The organism is Curtobacterium poinsettiae (assembly GCF_025677645.1).
Classification (GTDB): Bacteria; Actinomycetota; Actinomycetes; order Actinomycetales; family Microbacteriaceae; genus Curtobacterium; species Curtobacterium poinsettiae_A.
Genome location: NZ_CP106879.1, coordinates 1,906,298 through 1,923,397 on the forward strand (window position 1 = coordinate 1,906,298; position 17,100 = coordinate 1,923,397).

12 protein-coding genes and 1 pseudogene are annotated in these 17,100 nt (G+C 67.4%); 7 read left to right on the forward strand and 6 right to left on the reverse strand.

Annotated features, from left to right (window positions below):
* Positions 1–36: 36 nt before the first annotated feature.
* From OE229_RS09240 to OE229_RS09260, 5 genes are all read left to right on the forward strand, one after another.
* Positions 37–969, forward strand: a complete 933-nt coding sequence (locus OE229_RS09240) for an NADP-dependent oxidoreductase (RefSeq protein ID WP_262137572.1) — start codon at positions 37–39, stop codon at positions 967–969.
* Positions 970–1,194: 225 nt separating this feature from the next.
* The gene (locus OE229_RS09245; protein ID WP_262137573.1) at positions 1,195–1,563 is read left to right on the forward strand and encodes a lactococcin 972 family bacteriocin; all 369 of its coding nucleotides are present in this window, start codon (positions 1,195–1,197) and stop codon (positions 1,561–1,563) included.
* Positions 1,560–3,458 carry a hypothetical protein gene (locus OE229_RS09250; protein ID WP_262137574.1) on the forward strand — a complete coding sequence of 633 codons (1,899 nt, stop codon included), beginning with the start codon at positions 1,560–1,562 and terminating at the stop codon, positions 3,456–3,458. Before OE229_RS09245 ends, OE229_RS09250 begins: the two co-directional genes overlap by 4 nt.
* A gap of 2 nt (positions 3,459–3,460) precedes the next feature.
* Complete coding sequence (locus tag OE229_RS09255) at positions 3,461–4,135, forward strand: ABC transporter ATP-binding protein (RefSeq protein ID WP_262137575.1); 675 nt, start codon at positions 3,461–3,463, stop codon at positions 4,133–4,135.
* A gap of 34 nt (positions 4,136–4,169) precedes the next feature.
* Positions 4,170–4,541, forward strand: a complete 372-nt coding sequence (locus OE229_RS09260) for a hypothetical protein (RefSeq protein ID WP_262137576.1) — start codon at positions 4,170–4,172, stop codon at positions 4,539–4,541.
* Between the two features lie 112 nt (positions 4,542–4,653).
* On the opposite strand, the gene OE229_RS09265 is transcribed toward OE229_RS09260, so the two are convergent.
* Positions 4,654–6,027, reverse strand: coding sequence for a 3'-5' exonuclease (locus OE229_RS09265; protein WP_262137578.1), 1,374 nt, complete (start codon positions 6,025–6,027; stop codon positions 4,654–4,656).
* 484 nt (positions 6,028–6,511) lie between these two features.
* Positions 6,512–6,967 (reverse strand): annotated as a pseudogene (locus tag OE229_RS18135) (hypothetical protein); the annotation flags it as partial.
* On the opposite strand from OE229_RS18135, the gene OE229_RS09275 reads away from it, so the two are divergent.
* The gene (locus tag OE229_RS09275) at positions 6,966–7,736 is read left to right on the forward strand and encodes a hypothetical protein (RefSeq protein ID WP_262137582.1); all 771 of its coding nucleotides are present in this window, start codon (positions 6,966–6,968) and stop codon (positions 7,734–7,736) included. The pseudogene OE229_RS18135 and the gene OE229_RS09275 sit on opposite strands and share 2 nt — an antisense overlap.
* Positions 7,737–7,746: 10 nt before the next feature.
* On the opposite strand, the gene OE229_RS09280 is transcribed toward OE229_RS09275, so the two are convergent.
* From OE229_RS09280 to OE229_RS09290, 3 genes are read right to left on the reverse strand one after another with little or no spacing between them, the layout of a single operon-like run.
* Positions 7,747–10,866, reverse strand: coding sequence for a helicase-related protein (locus OE229_RS09280; RefSeq protein WP_262137584.1), 3,120 nt, complete (start codon positions 10,864–10,866; stop codon positions 7,747–7,749).
* A complete protein-coding gene (locus tag OE229_RS09285; RefSeq protein WP_262137586.1) occupies positions 10,863–12,623 on the reverse strand; it encodes a phospholipase D family protein in 1,761 nt (586 codons plus the stop codon). The genes OE229_RS09280 and OE229_RS09285 overlap by 4 nt, the downstream gene beginning before the upstream one ends.
* Positions 12,616–13,860, reverse strand: a complete 1,245-nt coding sequence (locus tag OE229_RS09290) for a DUF6361 family protein (RefSeq protein ID WP_262137587.1) — start codon at positions 13,858–13,860, stop codon at positions 12,616–12,618. Before OE229_RS09290 ends, OE229_RS09285 begins: the two co-directional genes overlap by 8 nt.
* A gap of 257 nt (positions 13,861–14,117) precedes the next feature.
* Between OE229_RS09290 and OE229_RS09295 the strand changes: the two genes are divergently transcribed.
* Positions 14,118–14,810, forward strand: a complete 693-nt coding sequence (locus OE229_RS09295) for a TY-Chap2 family putative peptide chaperone (RefSeq protein WP_262137590.1) — start codon at positions 14,118–14,120, stop codon at positions 14,808–14,810.
* Positions 14,811–14,843: 33 nt separating this feature from the next.
* Here the strand turns inward: OE229_RS09295 and OE229_RS09300 are convergent, their stop codons facing one another.
* Entirely contained in the window at positions 14,844–17,099 is a 2,256-nt protein-coding gene (locus OE229_RS09300) for a 3'-5' exonuclease (RefSeq protein WP_263344376.1), read from the reverse strand.
* Position 17,100 lies beyond the last annotated feature (1 nt).

Sequence of the window (17,100 nt, forward strand, 5' to 3'; positions counted from 1 at the left end):
AGGTTGCGTCAAGCAACGTGCGCGTAGACCGGGAGGATGCAGGTCGTCGGAGTCGAACAGTTCGGAGGGCCCGAGGCCCTCGCCGTCCACGAGGTGCCGGAGCCGCACGCCGGTGCGGGATCCGTGCGGATCCGGGTGCAGGCGTTCGCCGTGAACCCGACCGACACGGGGGTGCGTGCCGGGGAGCGGGACAGCTCGCAGGCCTCGCCGCCGTACGTGCCGGGGATGGACGCCGCCGGCGTCATCGACGAGGTCGGGCCCGACGTCACCGGATGGCAGGTCGGCGACGAGGTCATGGCGATGGCGCTGCCGCTCACCGCCCACGGTGGCGCTTACGTGCAGGAGCTCGTCGCGCCGGTGGGGTCGTTCACGCGGATTCCTCGTGGGACGTCTCTCCCGCTCGCCTCCACAGTGCCGATGAACGGGCTGACGGCGTTGCAGATCCTGTCGCACGCCTCGCTCGCGCCGGGACAGACGCTCGCGGTGACCGGGGCCGCTGGGTTGCTCGGGAACTACGTGGTGCAGCTGGCGAAGGCCGCCGGGCTGACCGTGATCGCGGATGCTGCTCCGGCGGACGAAGCCCTCGTGCGGTCGCTCGGGCCGGACCACGTGGTGCCGCGCGGTGATGGGTTCGCTGCCGCGGTGCGTGAGCTCGTGCCGGACGGGGCCGATGCGCTCGCCGATGCTGCCGTGCAGCGCGACGAGGTGGTGGACGCCGTTCGCGACGGGGGAGTGTTCTTCGACGTGCGGGGGTGGCAGGGCAACGGGGCTCGGGGGATCGAGTTCGTGCAGGTGATGGTGTTCTCGGAGTACCGGTCGTTCGACAAGCTCGAGCAGCTGCGGCATGCGGTGGAGAGTGGGACGTTGACGCCGCGGGTCGCCGAGGTGCTGCCGGCTGCGCGGGCTGGGGAGGCGCATGAGCGGTTGGAGGCTGGGGGGACGCGGGGGCGGTTCGTCCTCACTTGGTGAGTTGATGACCTGTTGATGGACGGGAGGCGCGGTGCCGGTTGGTGCCGCGCCTTCCGTCGTTCGGTGGCGACGCTTTCGTGCTGAGACGTCGTCGAACAGACGACGCAGCCCAAATGGCAGCAACAATGCAAGATACAAAGTATGCTGGACTTATGATCTAGCGTTTTAGTTGCTACGGTTCGGACGTGGTCGATGGACGACCACATTCGATTCGGAGGCATCTCGATGAAGAAGATCATCCAGCTCGGCGCGTTCTGCGCGGCGATGTTCACAGCGGCCGGGTTCGGCGTCTCGCCGGCCAGCGCGGCACCGTCCGACGCCGCAATCGTGGTCGAAGGAAGCGCATCGGCGGACGCTCCTCAGCAGACTCGGGCCGGCAAGATGGTGCCCGCTGGCGGCGGCATGTGGACCTACGGCATCTGGGACAAGAAGGTCCACTCGCTCTTTGCTCATGAGCGGTCCACGCACCGAGCGTCGGTCAAGTCCAACGGCACGGTGACGCGGTCAGCCTGGCAGCCCCCGAAGACCCTGGCCTACGCAACGCGAGCCAAGGCGGTCTCCGGGAACCAGTCGTACTGGGCAACTCGCGGATGAGGGCCTTCGCGGCCGCCACTGCCGTCGCGGTGGCGGCTGCGATCCTCGCCGCCACCGCGCTCGTCATCTCCGTGGTGGGCACGATGGAAGCGTCCGGTGCGCTGGTGGGCCGCAGTGTCGTGACCCTCACCGATCTTCCGTACGGCCTGACGAAGTCAGAACAAGTGCGCAATCTCACTTCCATCGCCACCGATTCGGATGTGTCGCTGGCGATGCTCGTGCCGGATAGTCACGCACGGCCGGACGTCTGGACCGCTCACGTGTTCCGCGGTCGCCCGGTCGTTCCGGTCCTTCGAGGTGAGCTGGATGTCCGTCCGATCGGCGACGGTGCTGACCTCGACCTGCGGACGACCTTCGCCGTCGGCGGTTCTGCCGAGGCGACGGAGCGCTTCCTCGAAGGCCTCGGACGGGCCGATTACAAGTTCGTGGACGACACACCCCGGGGTCCCGCGGCGCTCGTCTTCGTCGTCTCAGAGTCCGGCATGCTGGCCGCCCTCGTCGCGACTGCCCTCGGGATCGCGGTCGCGCTCATCGCAGAGTCGGCCAGGAGGAGTGCGCGCCAGGGGATCCGCCGGACCGTTGGCTGGTCACGGCGGCGGGTCGCAGCTCGGGAAGCTGCTGAGATGAGCGTGCTCGTCGGCGCTCTCGTCGTCGTGTCGTGTGTGGCAGTCGCAGCACTCCTCACCGCGCGAGCTGCAGGCACGTCCGTCTGGAGTCTCACCGCCGCTCTCTTCGTCATCGTGTTGGTCCCCGTGGGAGCCGTGATCATCGGAGGCCACGTCCTCGCCAACCTGTGGTGGGTACGAGAGCTCAGTTCGGCGAAGACCGCGCCCTGGCCGCTCGTCGTCGTCACCTCGGCCGCGATTGGCCTGGTGGTTCTCTCGGTCCTGGACATCGGCGCGATCGTGGCCCGTCAGGAACGAAGCACGGCGATCGAGAGGACGTTAGTCGCTGAAGCAGCGCACGGTGATGATGTCGTCCTGGGCACGGGTTTCACCGACTTTGATCAAGACGTGGGGTTCGGCAAGCTCGCGCTTGGACCACTCGCCAGAGGAGATGCCGGCTTGGCCCAGGTTTCCTTCGTTGAGTCGTTCACCGTCGTCGGCGATGTTGCTGTCGGACTCAGTGCGTACAACGATGAGATCGAAGCTCGACCTGGACCCGTGCTGCTCGTTCCCGAGGCCCTCGCCCCGGACGCATCGCAGCTCAAGCGGACCGCGGAAGAAGAACTCGCTGCGGGCTGGGAAGTCGAGGGTCGTGCTCCGCCGAGGGAAAGGTCGGTGCGGGCCGTGACGGTTGCATCGACGGCCGACATCACGGAGTCCGTCATCGACTGGACGGGCGCGTTGCGCCCGGAGGCTTCCACCTGGCCGGACATCCCAGTACTCGTCGTCCCTGATCCAACGGACATCGCACCGAATCGCATCGGGACCGCGGTCGCGAACGGCGAAGTCCGGTTCGCCGACCGCCGCGCGTTGCTCAGTGCAGTTGACGATGCAGGTCTCTCAGACGTCGTGCTGCAGGTTCGGCGGGTCGGCGCAACGGTCGAAGGGCAACTCGCGATGCTGAGGAGCGAACGCCTCACTGCGATGGTCGCCGCGCTCGCCGCTCTTGCCGCAACCGTGTTCACCGCTAGCGCGCTGGTCGTCGAGCACCGCGTTCGAAGTCGTGTCCCAGGACGAGTGCTCTTCCTCTCCGGCCGCAATCCGGTGATCCGACATCGGCGATTCGCCCTCGTCGGGGTCGGTCTCACTGCAGCAGTCACCGCTGTGACGCTCGCCTTCACCGGGCACCAGGCTTCGGACGCCGGGCCCTTCGCTGTGCTCGCGGCAGTCCTTGCTGCCGGGACCCTCTCTGTACTGCTGGCCATCACCGGCCGGCGCGAAAGGACATGACCATGACTGACCAGCCCATCCTGCACGTCGACGGCCTCGGCCACGATGTCGCGACCCGGACCCTGTGGGACGACCTCGCGTTCACCGTCGCCCACGGAGAAGTCCTCGCGGTTCGCGGGGCGTCGGGGCAGGGCAAGAGCACCCTTTTGCGCTGCCTCGGCGGCTTGCAACAGCCGACACGTGGGAAGGTGCGGATCGGCGGTGAAGAGCTGGGTTCGATCGGCGAGCGGCGGAAGCGATCGCTCCGCCGAGACGTGATCGGCTTCGTCATGCAAGACCATTCGATCGTGCCCGAGTGGTCGGTTCTCCGAAATCTGCGCGTCGTGCGGCCCGAGGGCGTGGGCAGCCAAGCGCTCGACGTGCGGATCGATGAGGCACTCGACGCCGTCGGTCTTGATGGACGGCAGCGTCAGCGAGCGGGTCTGCTCAGCGGCGGCGAGCAGCAACGGGTGGCGCTCGCCCGGGTGCTCGCGCAGCGGCCGAGCTTGGTGCTGGCCGACGAGCCGACGGCCTCGCTTGATGACCGGAGCGCTGCCCGCGTGCGTGCTGGGCTGGACCTGATCCGCGCGCACGGGGGAGCGGTGGTCGTCGCGACGCACGACCCGGGGCTGCTGGAGTGGAGCGGGCGCGAGATCGACCTCGGCTCAGAGACCGCCGAAGCGCGTCGGGGCAGCTGAGGAGGTGTTCCGCAGCCCCGCGGACCACGGCGTCGTGTTCGGGACGATGTTGCTGCTCGGCCCCATCGCCGTGGTCGGTGTCGCAGGAGCGGCGGTCCGAGAGTTCGATGTGCCGTCGCTCGTCGTGCTCGGCCTGCTCGTCGGAACGCTGATCTGGATGCCGGTACTCGCCACCAAGACGGCCGCGTTCGTCCGGTGTTCGCCGGAACAGATCACCGTTGGCCTGACACCCTTCTGGCGGACTCGCTTGGTGCGTCGCGACGTCGTCGGAGTCGCGATCGTGCGGATCGATGCTCACGCCGACTACGGCGGATGGGGCATCAAGGGTGCGGTTCGAAACGCTTGTGGGCGGCTGTACTCGGTGGGCGGGGAAGTCGCCGTCCGATTGGAGATGCGGGACGGGTGAACGTTCGTGGTCGCATTCAAGGACCCGAGGACAGCAGAGTGTGTGCGGCAAGCGCTCTGCGACCGGGACTGAGGAGGCTCAGCTGCTCGACGTAGCTGGCCGAAGAGAACCGTCAGCGGCTGCGCGTTGCTCCGCTGCGGACGCCGACCCACAGGCCGTCCCGCGCCCGGGTCATCCCCACGTAGAGCTCGCGGCGCCCTCGCTCTCGGCGCTCCCGTTCGGTCTCCGACGGGTCGGCCGGGGCCGCATCGAGCAGCCGAGGATCGACGTGCGCGAGCAGCACCTGCTTGAACTCGAGGCCCTTCGCCCGCTTCACCGTCCCCACGCGGACCGCATCGGAGCTCCGTCCCGCGTACTGCTGCAGTGAGACGGTCGGAATGCCCGCACTCCCGAGCGCCTCCATGACGTCGTTCGCCTGCCGGTTCGTCGCCGTGAGGATGCCGACGTCACCGTGTCCGGTCCCGACCAGCCGGAGGACCTCGGTCAGCCGGTCGAGCATCGCCCGGTCGTGGTCGGCACGACTCGCGAACCGCGTCATCGTCGGAGCGGCACCGGAGCGCGAGACGTCCGACAGCGCGTCACCGACCCCGTCGACACCCTCGATGTCCACGAACTGGTCGTCCGCCACCATCTCCTTCGCGAACTCGAGGATCTCGGCGGTGTTCCGGTGGTTGACGTCGAGCACCACGCCTCGGCCCGACAGATCGATACCGACCTCGTCGAGCGTGTACCCGCCGGGGTAGATCGTCTGCTGGCCGTCACCGATGAGCGTCAGGCCGTCGGTACGGTCACCCACGAGCTGGTGCACCAGCGCGACCATCGCGCAGGACAGGTCCTGCGCCTCGTCCACGATGACCGCGTCGTACCGCTCGAGCGGTAGCGCCCGGACCGCGTCGCGAGCGAGCAACACGATGTCCTCCCAGTCATGCGCCCGTCGCTCACGCAGCCCGCGCGCGTACGCCTCGTACAGGTCCCAGACGGCCTGGCGCGTCTCCAGCGGGAGCGCGTGCTTGCGCCCGATGCGAGCCAGGTCCGCGTACTCGTCGAACCGCGTCAGGGCGCGGCCCTTGATGACGTGGCTGATCTCGTCTTCCCAGTACGAGCGCGAGAATCGCGACGACCGCAATGGACTGGAGGCGCGGATCGCGTTCCACGCGTCGTCGAACGCGAGTCGGGCCTCCCGTCCAGGAGCGCGGAACGCGATGCCGCGTTCCTTCAGCAGGCGCGTGGCGAACGCGTGGACGCCCAGGAAGTCGACGCGACCGACCATGTCGGGTGCGAGGCGTTCGAGGAGCGACTCGAGGACCTTCGGGAGGGTGCTGATGTACGTCGTGAACAGCACGCGGCCGCCGGTGGCGCGTGCGAGGTACGCGGCGCGGTGGAGTCCGACGACGGTCTTGCCCGTGCCGGCGGCGCCGCGTATGTGTGCCGGGCCGTTGAAGCTGCGGCGGACGAGCTTGGCCTGTGCCGGGTCGAGGAACGCCATCCAATCCTCGATGGGCTTCGAGCACGCCGTCGAGGAGCTGGTCGGTCAGCTCGACGTCCGTGCTGTCGATCGTCGGGACGAGGACGTCGGGATCGCGGCAGAGTACCGGTGCCGGGACGACGATCTGCGGTGGTGTAGCTCCGCCGTCGCCGATCACGGGGAAGTGGTGCAGCATCGCGGCGAGGACGTCGTCGACCCGGGATGCCGACAGTCGGGCTCCGCGCTTCGTGATGTGCCCGACGAGGTCGTGCGCCCCGATCACGTCGACCGATGCGACGCGGGCGTGCATCTTCTTCTGGCCGGCGAGTGCGGCGACCGCGTGGACTTCTCCGGGCGCCAGGCCCGTGTCCGCCAGTGCTGCCTCGGTGCTGTACGCGAGGTCGGCGAGGCGGGCGATGTCGTCGGTGACGTCCTCCTGGCCGCGGGTGATCCGGTCGCCGTGGACCGCGACCTCGCGCCAGGCCTTCGTGTCGACGATGAAGACGCCGGCGCGGCCGACGACGACCATGTCGACTTGCGCTGTGCGGCTGCCGGGCCAGCGGCGGTCTGTGAGCAGGTGGTAGCCGATGCCGGCGAGTGGGGCGAGGATCCGGGCGGTCTCGCTCTCGGTACGGTGCGCGATCTCGAAGCGGGTAGCGCGCTGCTCGGCGTCGTCCGCCTGGCGGCGGAGTTCGCGTGCGTGACTGCGCTGGCGGTGTGCTTCGACCCCTGCCGATTCCCCGGCCATCGTCATGGTGTTGCCCCTCGAAGTGCTGTTGTGCGGACCACTCGTCGTCCCCGGGACGAGTAGTGCTGAACCATCCTCGTGGGTGGGGGGGCGAAGAGGGATCACCCGTTCTATGGCCAGGCCATGGTGACAATCTGCGGTTTGCCGCTGTTCAGCCCGACCCGCACGCTCGGGTGCCCGTGAGCGCGTTTCTGTCGTTACGCTCAGAACCATGACGCAGTCGACTGATGTTGAAAATAGGACCACAACCTTCTCGCAGATCCTGAACGCGGCAGCGCGGTTGCCGGCAGTTCGGATCAACCGCGCCGCGTACCTCCGCTCAGCCCTCCGTCGCCACTGCACACCGGACCAGATTGAATTGGCGATCACGGAGACGCCGGCCGCGGCCGGCATCTCGGCTTCCGTGATCAGGGACGTGGCCAATGTCTCGATTTCTTACGAAACGAGCAAGGTGACTGGTTTGTCAGCACTGGCCGGCATTCCCGGTGGCCTGGCGATGATTGGTACGGTACCTGCCGACATGGCTCAGTACGTGGGCCACATGCTCCGGATTTCTCAGAAGTTGGCGTACATCCACAGCTGGCCGGATTTCTTCGACGACGACGAGGGCATGGACGAGGCCACAGAAAGCATCCTCACGCTCTTCGTCGGCGTCATGCTCGGAGTTCAGATCGCCCAGGGTGGTGTCACGAAGACGGCAGCACTGATCGCCGCTCAGGTCGCGAAGCAACTGCCGCAAAAAGCGTTGACCAAGGGAATGATCTTCCCGATCGTCAAGAAGGTCTCCGCGATGCTCGGCGTGCAGATGACGAAGAAGATGTTTGCGAGTGGGCTGGCAAAGGCCATTCCCGTCGCCGGGGCTGTGCTGTCGGGCGGTCTGACGCTCTCCACGTTCCTCCCGATGGCGAAGAAACTCCGGAGGCACCTTGCTGGCCTCGACCTTGCTTCGCCGGCGGCTTTTGACTCCGAGAAGGCATCCTGACTGAGCCCCTTCACCCTTTCGGTTCGGTAGGGCCCTGACTTGTAGGAGGGCGAAGGTCGATCGGTGCGACCACCGCGCCGTCGACCCCGCGCTGCTTCATGAGCTCCACCATGTCCTCCTGACGCGGCTGCCCGAGTGTCAGTCGGTACAACGCGAGCGAATCGCGAAGGTGTTCGTAGCGAAGTCGGTCCTTACTCAGCGGGTGCTCCATCACGATGCGTTGGATGCTGGCCGGGCCGGGGTAGACCCACCACGGCGCAAAGTGTCCGTAGTCGATGTGCACGGATGACTCGGTCGCGGCCTCGAACGCGGCCCGCCAAGGATTCGGATCGTTCGAGGCGACGACGTCGGCCCAGTGTGCGGCTGCGACATTCCGCCTGATCGCATGGCCGCCAAAGCGGTTCACACGGCCTTCTCGCTGCTCGAAGTCAACCGGGTTCGACGGCAGATTCCAGTGCACGACGGCGTGACTCCACCAATGGAAGTCGATGCCTTCCTGCCCGACGCTGGTCGAGACGAGGACGAACGGGGCAAACGGACTGTTGAACGCGGCGCGGACGTCGGCTTGCCGCTGCTCGTCGCCCGCAGCAGTTCCGGTCCGGCCGCCGTACCGGAGACTGAATCGTGACCGGAGGCGGATCTGTGTCCGGTCCACGTCGGTATCGTGGCCGACGTAGTTCACGGTGCGCAGCGACAGCACCGATGCCGCGTGCTGCGCGAGGTCGAGGAGCCGTTCAGCAGTGAGCTCGGCGGTACCGAGGTCGCTTGCGAGCTGGAACAAGTATTCGTCGAGCACAGCCTGCAGGTTGCCGTCAGCGCAGTAGTGCAGTACCGCCGACCAGTAGGGGAGGTCGCTGTACCGAGCGTCGAGAACCGCGTTGACCTCGGCACGGTTGAACAGGGACCGCAGGCCGTTGGCGATCCGGAATGCAGCCGTCCAGCGTGTTGCGGGGGCGATCGTGTCCGGCGCGATCCGGGATACCGCGCGGTAAGCGATGATCCCCGGCGCGTGCATGGCGAACCGGGCGAGTTCCGGATGCGCCTGCGCCGGATCCGCGCTGTCCATCCGGTCGATGGCGGCCTCGATGAATCGGACGAGACCGCTCGACGCCTCGGTTTCGTCCTCGTCGTCCTCCGATGGTCCGCCGATCGCATCGCCGACCAGGCCGACGAAGTCCTCGTTCAAGCCGGTGCCCCTGGCGAAGAAGGCCTCCCAAGGCTGGCCAGCCTCAGCCGAGCCGTCCAAACGCCGGGCCACGAGCGCCTCTGCACGTCCGGCCTCAACGCCTGCTTCGGCAGAGATCGACCGAGCGATCGCCAGCGGGTCTCCGGCCTCCGCGAGGGCGGGATGCGGGAAGAAGAGCGCGAGGGTCGAGAGGGAACCAACGCGCCCCTGTTCGAGCGAGTAGTTCAGGCGCATCACGTCGGTGTTGGTGCCCCGCGTCGCAGCGCCGCTCGCGCGCCGCTCGGCCTCGTAGGACAGCAGCGACGCGACGGCGGTCGGTACGCCCGACCAAGCAGAGAACACCACTCGCTTCGTGACGTCGTGCACGGCGCGGTAGGCACCCCCGGGCTCGAGGTACGGCATCGACGGAGGAACCCACAGCAGGTCCGACCACCCTGACCCGAGCGTGTCCGCCGCGATCGTGCGGAGATACCCGTTTCCGAAGTCGATCTCCCGACGCGCATCGAGGTCGCTGCGATCGAGCGACCGGCTCCGCCCGAGCAGCTCGTGCGCGCGAGCACCTTCCGGTGTTCCGAACCGCTCGCGAGCCCGTTCCCCGGGCTTGTACCCGTCCATGAAGTTCGCGAAGTACGGAATCGACTTCCAGTACTCGAGATCGATCGGGGCGCCTACCTCGTCGCCAAACTCACGGAGTGCCACGAAGTCGAGCACGTCGTCCGTCGTCGGCGCTGGACTGCTAAGCATCCGGGGGGTGAACCCGCCAGCGACGTTCGGCCGCTCCGATCTGCTCATCACGGGGAGCAGTGCGTCCCTGACCACCTTCGCTGCCGCTGCCGCGTCCTCTCCGCTCACGAGGCACGCGCGATACTCCGCCATGGCTCGGGTGACCCGCTCTGTGATCGCCGGATCACGATTCGCCAGGAAGTCGATCGTCTGCATGAAGTCGCGGTGGTGGTTCTCCGCTTCGCCTGCCTGGGTGAAGGGCTTGTACGGAGTCGCGGACAGCAGCAGCACCCGGACTCCAGGGAACGAGAAGAGGTCGTGCGCGAGCTCCGCTGCTTCGCTCGTCTCCGGAGCGTCGAGAAGCTCGCGGAATCGTTGGAACTCGTCGAGGATGACGAGGTCCGGTTCAAGCGCCTGCAGACTCGCCTTCGCGAGCGCTCGCCGCATCCGTCCGAGCAGTGCTCCCGTTCGATTCCACACGCTCTCGAAGTCGCGATCGCCTGCACCGTCAGCAGTGACGAGCGCGAGAACCGACCGGAACTCGTGGAGTGCCTCGTGACCGAGCGCATCGCGGAAGCCTTCGAGCGTCTCGAGGTCCGGCTCCGGACGGTCGCTTCCGTCTCGCTGTCCCATCTCGCGTGCGACGTCGAGGATGCGCCAGTGGAAGCGCTCGACTGAGGACACCCGGCGCTTGAACAGCCGGAGCGTCGCTTGCCACTCGTCGTCGTTCAGCGTCAACAGCTCGCGGAGCAGGATCGCGATGAGTGCGCGCTCCCGAGCGTTGCCAGCGGGTTCTCCGCCGACGCTGAAGCCGGAGGTCGCCGGTGTGAACGACACCAGGTTGACCTTCTTCTCGGTCGATCCTTCCTCCGCGCGAAGCCGTGGTACCTCGAGCGCGAGCAGACTCAGGCGTGTCGTGAGTGGTGCGGCGTCGGCGCCGGTGACGTTGAGGCGCGCGAGGTTCTGCCGCGCCAGATCCGCGTTCGAGCACATGTAGACGACGTCAATCCGCTTCACCTCGTCGACGATCTGCAGGTGCTCCACCGCCCGCGCCACCACGCCCCGGGCGACGACGCTCTTGCCGAGACCGGTCTCGTCGGCGACGAGGAATCGGCCGGAGCTGGCGTCGTCGCCGTAGAACCGCTCGAACACGTGGTGCACCGCGTCTCGCTGGAACGGCTTCAGCCCGGCGAGCACCGCGTTCGCGTCGAACCCGCTCACCGCGAGCCTCCCAATCGTCGTTGCGCTTCCCACACCGACGCCCACAGCTCGTCGAAGCCTTGCGGCAGGACGGCGGTGTCGCCACGGGCGCGCAGGTACTGCACCACGCGATCGACGTCCGCGAGTCCGCGGCCGCGTGCCCCGACGGACCGGATCAACGATTCGAAGAGCCCGGCGCCGGCGTCTCCACCAGCACCCGCGGTGGTGTTCCATGCGGTGCCTGCACCGGCGCCCGCTGTTCCGAGCCCGACGAGTTCGAGCAGCAGTGTGATGAAGCGCATGAAGTCGGCCGGGGTCGACAGGTGCGAGGCGATCACGGCGTCGAGTCGGTCGTCCGGGTCGCCGTGCAGATCAGCAAGCACCACGGTCGACCGTTCCGCACCCTCCCCGTCACGGGCCGTGACGACCAGGTAGGGCGTCACGTCGGGGAGGGCGACCGCCTCGATCCAGGAACCGTTCTCGCTCGGCAGCCCCTCGCGGACCTCGTCGGGTCGGGTGATCAGTCGCCACGAGAACCTGACGTCGTCCGTTGCTGGGACCATGTCCACGCAGCTGACGCGGAGACGGTATGGTCCGTCCCCTTCGACGTCGATCCGCATCTGCGCGCCAGCGACAGCGCGGAGGACGGCGTCGAGGAACCCGCCGGTCTCATCATCGGCGTTCGCCTCGTCGACCGGCTCAACCCTGTGTTCGACGATGAGATCGCCGAGCGCCTTTCTCGTTGCCTCGACCCCGAACCTCGCGGCGGACCCGACGAGTTCCACCATCACCTCGACATTGCTGTGCAACGCCGCGTCGGTCGCGTTCAACGATCCCAGCAGCACCCGGGCCCTTCGCTCGCGGTTCACCACGATGACCTTCGCGTGCAGCCCGCGCAAGACGCCCAGGTGCGTGCCTTCGTTCTCTTCGGCCGGGTCGGCCGCGGCATCGAGCACGAACGCGGAGGTCCGCCCGCTGATCGTGCCGCGGGACAGGCGGTTCAGGCTCTCGCTCCGGGAGACGACCAGCAGCTCGCGTCGGATCCCTCCCCGGATGGTCGCAAAGGCGCCGTCCTGGAGGAACGGGGAGATGATCAAGGCCCGCTCGCCTGACAGATCGGGTCGCGCTGGTGCACCTGACCGCCAGACGTGGAAACGCAGGTCCTCAAGGTCGTTCGGCGTCTCCCACTCGACGCGCGCGAAGCGCGCGGCGAGCCCTTCGATCCGAACGGTGCGCTCCGGAACGAGCGGAACGACCGCAGAGCCGGGGAGCGACCGGAGCAGGCCGACGATCGGGGCGTTGCGCGCCTCCAGGCTGGCTGCGTCAGCGGTGTTTCCGGGCGCGCCGTCAAGACTGACGACGACATCCCAGCTGCGGTCGCTCGTGAGGTTCCGGCTGGCGCAGACGAACCGGAACGCGGAGATGTCGCCGCTGCGGAACTCGAGGAACCAGACCTTCGGGTGGAAGATGCCGGCCGGGACGGTCACCGGGTGGAGCATCGGTTCGAGGAATGCGACCAAGCGGTTGTTCCGCGCTCCGAGGGCGATCTCTCCTGCCTGCGCGAAGACGTCAACGCGGTCGGCGGCGCGGCGGACGGCGTCGAGGATCGCGATGGGGTCGGCCTGCTCGGTGACTCCTCGTGCTGCGAAGGCCAAGGGGACGCTGAGGGCGGTGTCGAGTCCGAGGGTGAACGTCGTGCCGACTGCGTGCACAAGCTCAAAGCCCGTCGGTGGTCGGAGTTGTTCGGTCAGCGTCGCGCGGGTCTGCGGTTCAAGCATCGCGTGCCAGCCCCTCGCGGATGTCGATGACGATGTTGCGGACCGTCTGCCAACGGTATGTGAGGGCGTTCGACCCGGACGCTCCTGTCCATCCGCGGAGCCGGTCGGGGTTGCCGAGGCGGGCCAGGCCGCGCTTCTGGGATCGCTCACGCGCTCGGACCATGCCGCGTGCCGTGTCGTCGTCCGCGATGGACGCAAGATCCGTGTCGCGGAGATGCTTTGTCCACTGATCGACGTAGCCGCGAGTGGGTCCGGCGATCCGCGCTGTCGAGTTCGTCGCGAGCCATGCCCATAGCGCGGTCGTGTCCCAGGCGGTGACCTCGGCGGCATCGGCCTCGAGGGCCCACTCCGTCAAGGCATCCCGGTAGTCGGTGACGGCGGCGTCCGTCCCGTCGGGGTCGCTGGCGCCGCTTTCGCTGGTGATGATCTCCGCGCGCTCCTCGGCGAGCATGAGGTTGTACAGCAGTGCGGCGCCGTGGTTCATGATCGAGAACGTCGCCGCAAGACGCAGGAGGTCCCGGGCTTCTGCCGGGAGACCGTCGGTCGCAGGGTCGGCCCACGGACTCGGACTCTCGCGGTTGGGAGCGACGCCAGTCGTCACCAGGTGCGCCATCACCGTGCCGGGCGCGCGCTCGAGGACCCGGTCGCGGAGGAACCCGGCCTCAGCGTTCGTCAGGTCGAAACCGCCGTCGACCGATGACGGGAAGCCGTCCGGCATCGGCAGCGTCTCAAACGTCGGCGTCCATGCCCGACCCGATTGGTCGAGCAGATCGTCCTCGCTCGAGGCCGGGATGCCTCGTCTGTCTCGCTCGCGGAGGCGGTTCAGCAAGTCGGTCGTGCTCTCGATCGAGTCGTCGAGGATGCCGTACGTGCGGAGCGTGCCCCAGTACAGCGAGGAAGGAAGCGTCTTGAGCGTCTCTCCCGCACGGAGGCCGAGTACGCCGCGCTCGTTGGTCCGCCGGAGTGCGCTGATCAAGGTGCGTTCGTTGCGTGCTGCTGCCTCGCGCGGGTCCGGTCGCTGTGCGGCGAGCTGGAAGCACCAGGGAACGAAGAGCGCGTAGCGCGCGCGTGTCAGCAGGGTCGAGGTGCCGGGGAAGAGGCCGTTCGAGATGGCGTCGCGGATCTGGCCGATGCCGAGTTCGTCGCGGCTGTCCCGGTCGGTGAACAGGGCGATGATCTCGCGCATCCGGCGTTGTTCGTCGGAGGAGGCGTCGAGCCAGGCGATGAGGGAAGGCATGAAGCTCGCATCGATCGGATGAAAGAGGCCGACAATCTAAATGTCCGAGAAGGGCAGACGCGCTGCCGAACCGTGTGAGCCTCCATCAGTGAAGCGGATGAGCCTCGGACACGCAAAGGTCGTTCGCAACCCCCGCTCCGACGCCTCGCGCCTTCGGAAGATCGCAATCACATCATGCCTCAACTCTGCACCAGCTCGCGATGACGCGCGACGGTGTTCCCGACACATGACGCTAGCGTGGACCCGGAGGTGCGGAAATGGATGACGGCGAGTGGGTTCCTGCGGATCGTTTTGTTGACGAGCAGAGGTGGTGGGTGGCGAGCGAGCTTGCACGGCGGCACGCAGGGTTCATGATTCGAGAGGTTCGCGCGAATACCTACACGTCGTACCTGGAGGTGGGACCTCGCGCGGGGGAGGCCTTCGAAACCCAAATGGAGCCGACGATCCGCATCACCTTGTTCGACATCCACGGGAATTCGTTCCCCGCGGAACGTGCCCTGCTGGGTGCGTCATCACCGCATGAGGTTGTCAAGAAAATCGAGAGCACCCACGGGATTGCGAACGAGAGCACGCCTGGAACGAACGCGCGCACGCTGGCTTATCGAGTTCTCTCGAAGCTGATGACGCTCACGCGCAACGATCGAGAGCCCGTTCGGATTGCATCCGCACGTGACAACTGGAGTCAGCACTGGGACGAGGACGAGTTCGACCGCGGTTACCTCGAACAGTTCGTGGGGGCGAGGGAAGCCGCCGATCGCTTCCCGCATCTCGATCGTCGACACGAGCTGGACTTCTTCTGGGTTCTCCTCAGGAAGGGGGAGCCCGATCGGGTCATCGACGAGAACGCAGTCTTGTACCATCGGGAGGACCCGCCGATGGAACTCCTGCCGGTGTATTTCCGTCGACACCTCATGAACGATGTGCTTTCCGTCGTGCTTGCCAGTTCCTGACGTTGAGTGAGCTCAGCGACTCGCGCGAGCGCTTCAGTTGAACCTGTCGAGGACTCGTTGGGATAGGAGAGGCGATGCGGCTCCCTGCCAACTGACGACCAGCTCGTCGCGGGCACGGCTTGCGGCGACGTACAGCAGTGAGCGCTCGCGGAGCTCGGCGTCGGCCCGCTCCTCGGGCGCAGCGTGCTGCAGCGCCAACTTGTTCGGCACGACACCCGCGGAGACGTCAAACAGGACGACCCGGGAGAACTCGAGGCCCTTGGCGCTGTGCATCGTCATCACCCTGACCTTGTCGCGTGCGGTCTTCTCCGTTGCGGGGACGTTGCGCGCGGCGAGCTGCTGGACCACGGTCTCGGTCGCGCTCTTCGTTCGGACGAGCACCGCCATCGACTCCACGTCGCTGGACTGGGCTCTCCAGTCCTCGAGCTGTTGCGCCAGCGCGTCGTACTGCGCCGACGGCGTCTGGTGTCCTCGGACACGTACCTCGGGTCCGAGTCGCGCGGACCGGTATCCCTCCTCGTCCTGCGGGCTCCCCTCGCTGTCCGTGAAATCGCCGCCTTCGAGCACGCCGAGCGCGTACCGCAGGTTCTGCTGCGTGGTCCGGTAGTTGAGGGTCAGACGCCGTGACCTGCCCACGATCTTGATGCCGAGACGCGACAGCACGACCCGCTGCCCGTAGATGCGCTGGTGCGAGTCCTCTGCGACGAACAGGTCGTTGCCGTGCTCGCCGACGAGCGCGCGGAGCATCGTCCAGTGGCTCGGGGAGAGGTCCTGCGCTTCATCGACGAGGACGTAGTCTGCGGGGCGTTCTTCGGGGTGGGCGTCGAGGTACGCGGCCGCCACAGACGAGAGCTCCGCCCATGAGAGTCGACGGTAAGCACGCGCATTGCGCCGGAACTGCTCGACGACGGTCCACACTTGCGCGCGCTTCGCCCGGTCGAGCGCCACCCCGCGGCCGGGACGTCGGGCCGCGAAGTAGTCCGCCCGTGTGATCACACCGCTCGGCAGGACGACTTGGAGGTACTCGCTCTCCAGGAAAGCGGGCGACCGCAGCTCACCCGGAAGGTCGGGCTTGGCGTCGAACACTGCCTCGTCCCAGCCGGTGCCGTTCGAGACAAGGGAAGTGGAACGCTCGGCATCCCACCCGATGGCGTCGATCGATGCCTGTTCCCAGCCGGCCGGATCTGCGGCGTCCCGAACGGCGTGCGCGAGCTGGTCGATCCCCGCTGTGAGGATGCCGCTTTCGCCGAGCTGCGCTGCACGAGGGAGCTGAGGATCGAGACGTTGCAGGTCTCGGTCGAGCATCCCGGCGAGGGTCCTGGTGAACGTCGTGAGGACGATCCGGGCGTTCGCGTCCCCGGCGAGTTCTCGAGCTCGGTGCAGCAGGACCACCGTCTTCCCTGTCCCGGCGCCTCCGGTCAAGCGGAACGGACCTTTGTAGGCGCGCGTCGCGTAGGCACGCTGTTCAGGGTGTAGGAACACTCGCCACGCTCCAAAGTCTCCACCCTCGATGACGCGGCGGAGTTCCTCGTCGTCATCGACGAACGTGAACTGCATCTGCGACGCGGGTCGCTTGAGCGATTCGAGGAGTTGAGAAGCCTCGGCCTCCGACGCCGTGGCGCTGGGTGCCACGTCCGCGGGATGCTCGTCCGCCGACTGAACAGTGGCCTCGGGCTCATCGCCGCCGAGTCCGAGTGAGGTCTTGATCCCCTCGATCGAATCGCCGACCGCGAGGCCGAGCGCCGCGTTCTGCTGCCACTGGTTCGGCAAGGCCTCTGCGAACGCCAGGAGTTCGTCGTCCGCCGCGAATCCGAGGAGCCGCTCGGCGGTCTCGAGGTCGAAGCCGAGCGAGCTCGTCAGGTCGTCGACGGTGTACCCGAACTGGTCGAGGAACGGCTTCTGTGACGTCGGCGGCTCAGGAACCCACCGGGCGGATTGGGAAGCGGGTGCCGCCGGTGCGGGCGCTGCGATCAGTTCCGTCACCCCGTTGACCGGGTTGACCCGGAGCACCTGCGACTTCGCGATCTTGATCGCTTCGTCGTGCTCGTACACGCCAGCGCAGACATACGTCGTCGGCCCCGACGGCACCTCGATCTTGTAGAGCACCGCTCGCAGCCCCTGGTCGACGCGACCCGTCCGGGCGCGCGCGTCGGCAGCGTTGACCATCGGCTCGATGTGCAGGCCGGGCAGGGTGTCGTCCGCCTGGAGCTTGGCCATGAAGGCGAACAGCTTCAACTGGACGACCTTCTCGAGCTTCTGCTGCATGTTCGCCATGACGAGCAACGGCATG

Excerpts from the sequence above, each read along its gene's own strand:
- OE229_RS09240 (WP_262137572.1), top strand. The coding sequence starts at position 37 with ATGCAGGTCGTCGGAGTCGAACAGTTCGGAGGGCCCGAGGCCCTCGCC.
- OE229_RS09245 (WP_262137573.1), top strand. The coding sequence starts at position 1,195 with ATGAAGAAGATCATCCAGCTCGGCGCGTTCTGCGCGGCGATGTTCACA.
- OE229_RS09250 (WP_262137574.1), top strand. The coding sequence starts at position 1,560 with ATGAGGGCCTTCGCGGCCGCCACTGCCGTCGCGGTGGCGGCTGCGATC.
- OE229_RS09255 (WP_262137575.1), top strand. The coding sequence starts at position 3,461 with ATGACTGACCAGCCCATCCTGCACGTCGACGGCCTCGGCCACGATGTC.
- OE229_RS09265 (WP_262137578.1), bottom strand. The coding sequence starts at position 6,027 with ATGGCGTTCCTCGACCCGGCACAGGCCAAGCTCGTCCGCCGCAGCTTC.
- OE229_RS09275 (WP_262137582.1), top strand. The coding sequence starts at position 6,966 with ATGACGCAGTCGACTGATGTTGAAAATAGGACCACAACCTTCTCGCAG.
- OE229_RS09285 (WP_262137586.1), bottom strand. The coding sequence starts at position 12,623 with ATGCTTGAACCGCAGACCCGCGCGACGCTGACCGAACAACTCCGACCA.
- OE229_RS09290 (WP_262137587.1), bottom strand. The coding sequence starts at position 13,860 with ATGCCTTCCCTCATCGCCTGGCTCGACGCCTCCTCCGACGAACAACGC.
- OE229_RS09295 (WP_262137590.1), top strand. The coding sequence starts at position 14,118 with ATGGATGACGGCGAGTGGGTTCCTGCGGATCGTTTTGTTGACGAGCAG.
- OE229_RS09300 (WP_263344376.1), bottom strand. The coding sequence starts at position 17,099 with ATGCCGTTGCTCGTCATGGCGAACATGCAGCAGAAGCTCGAGAAGGTC.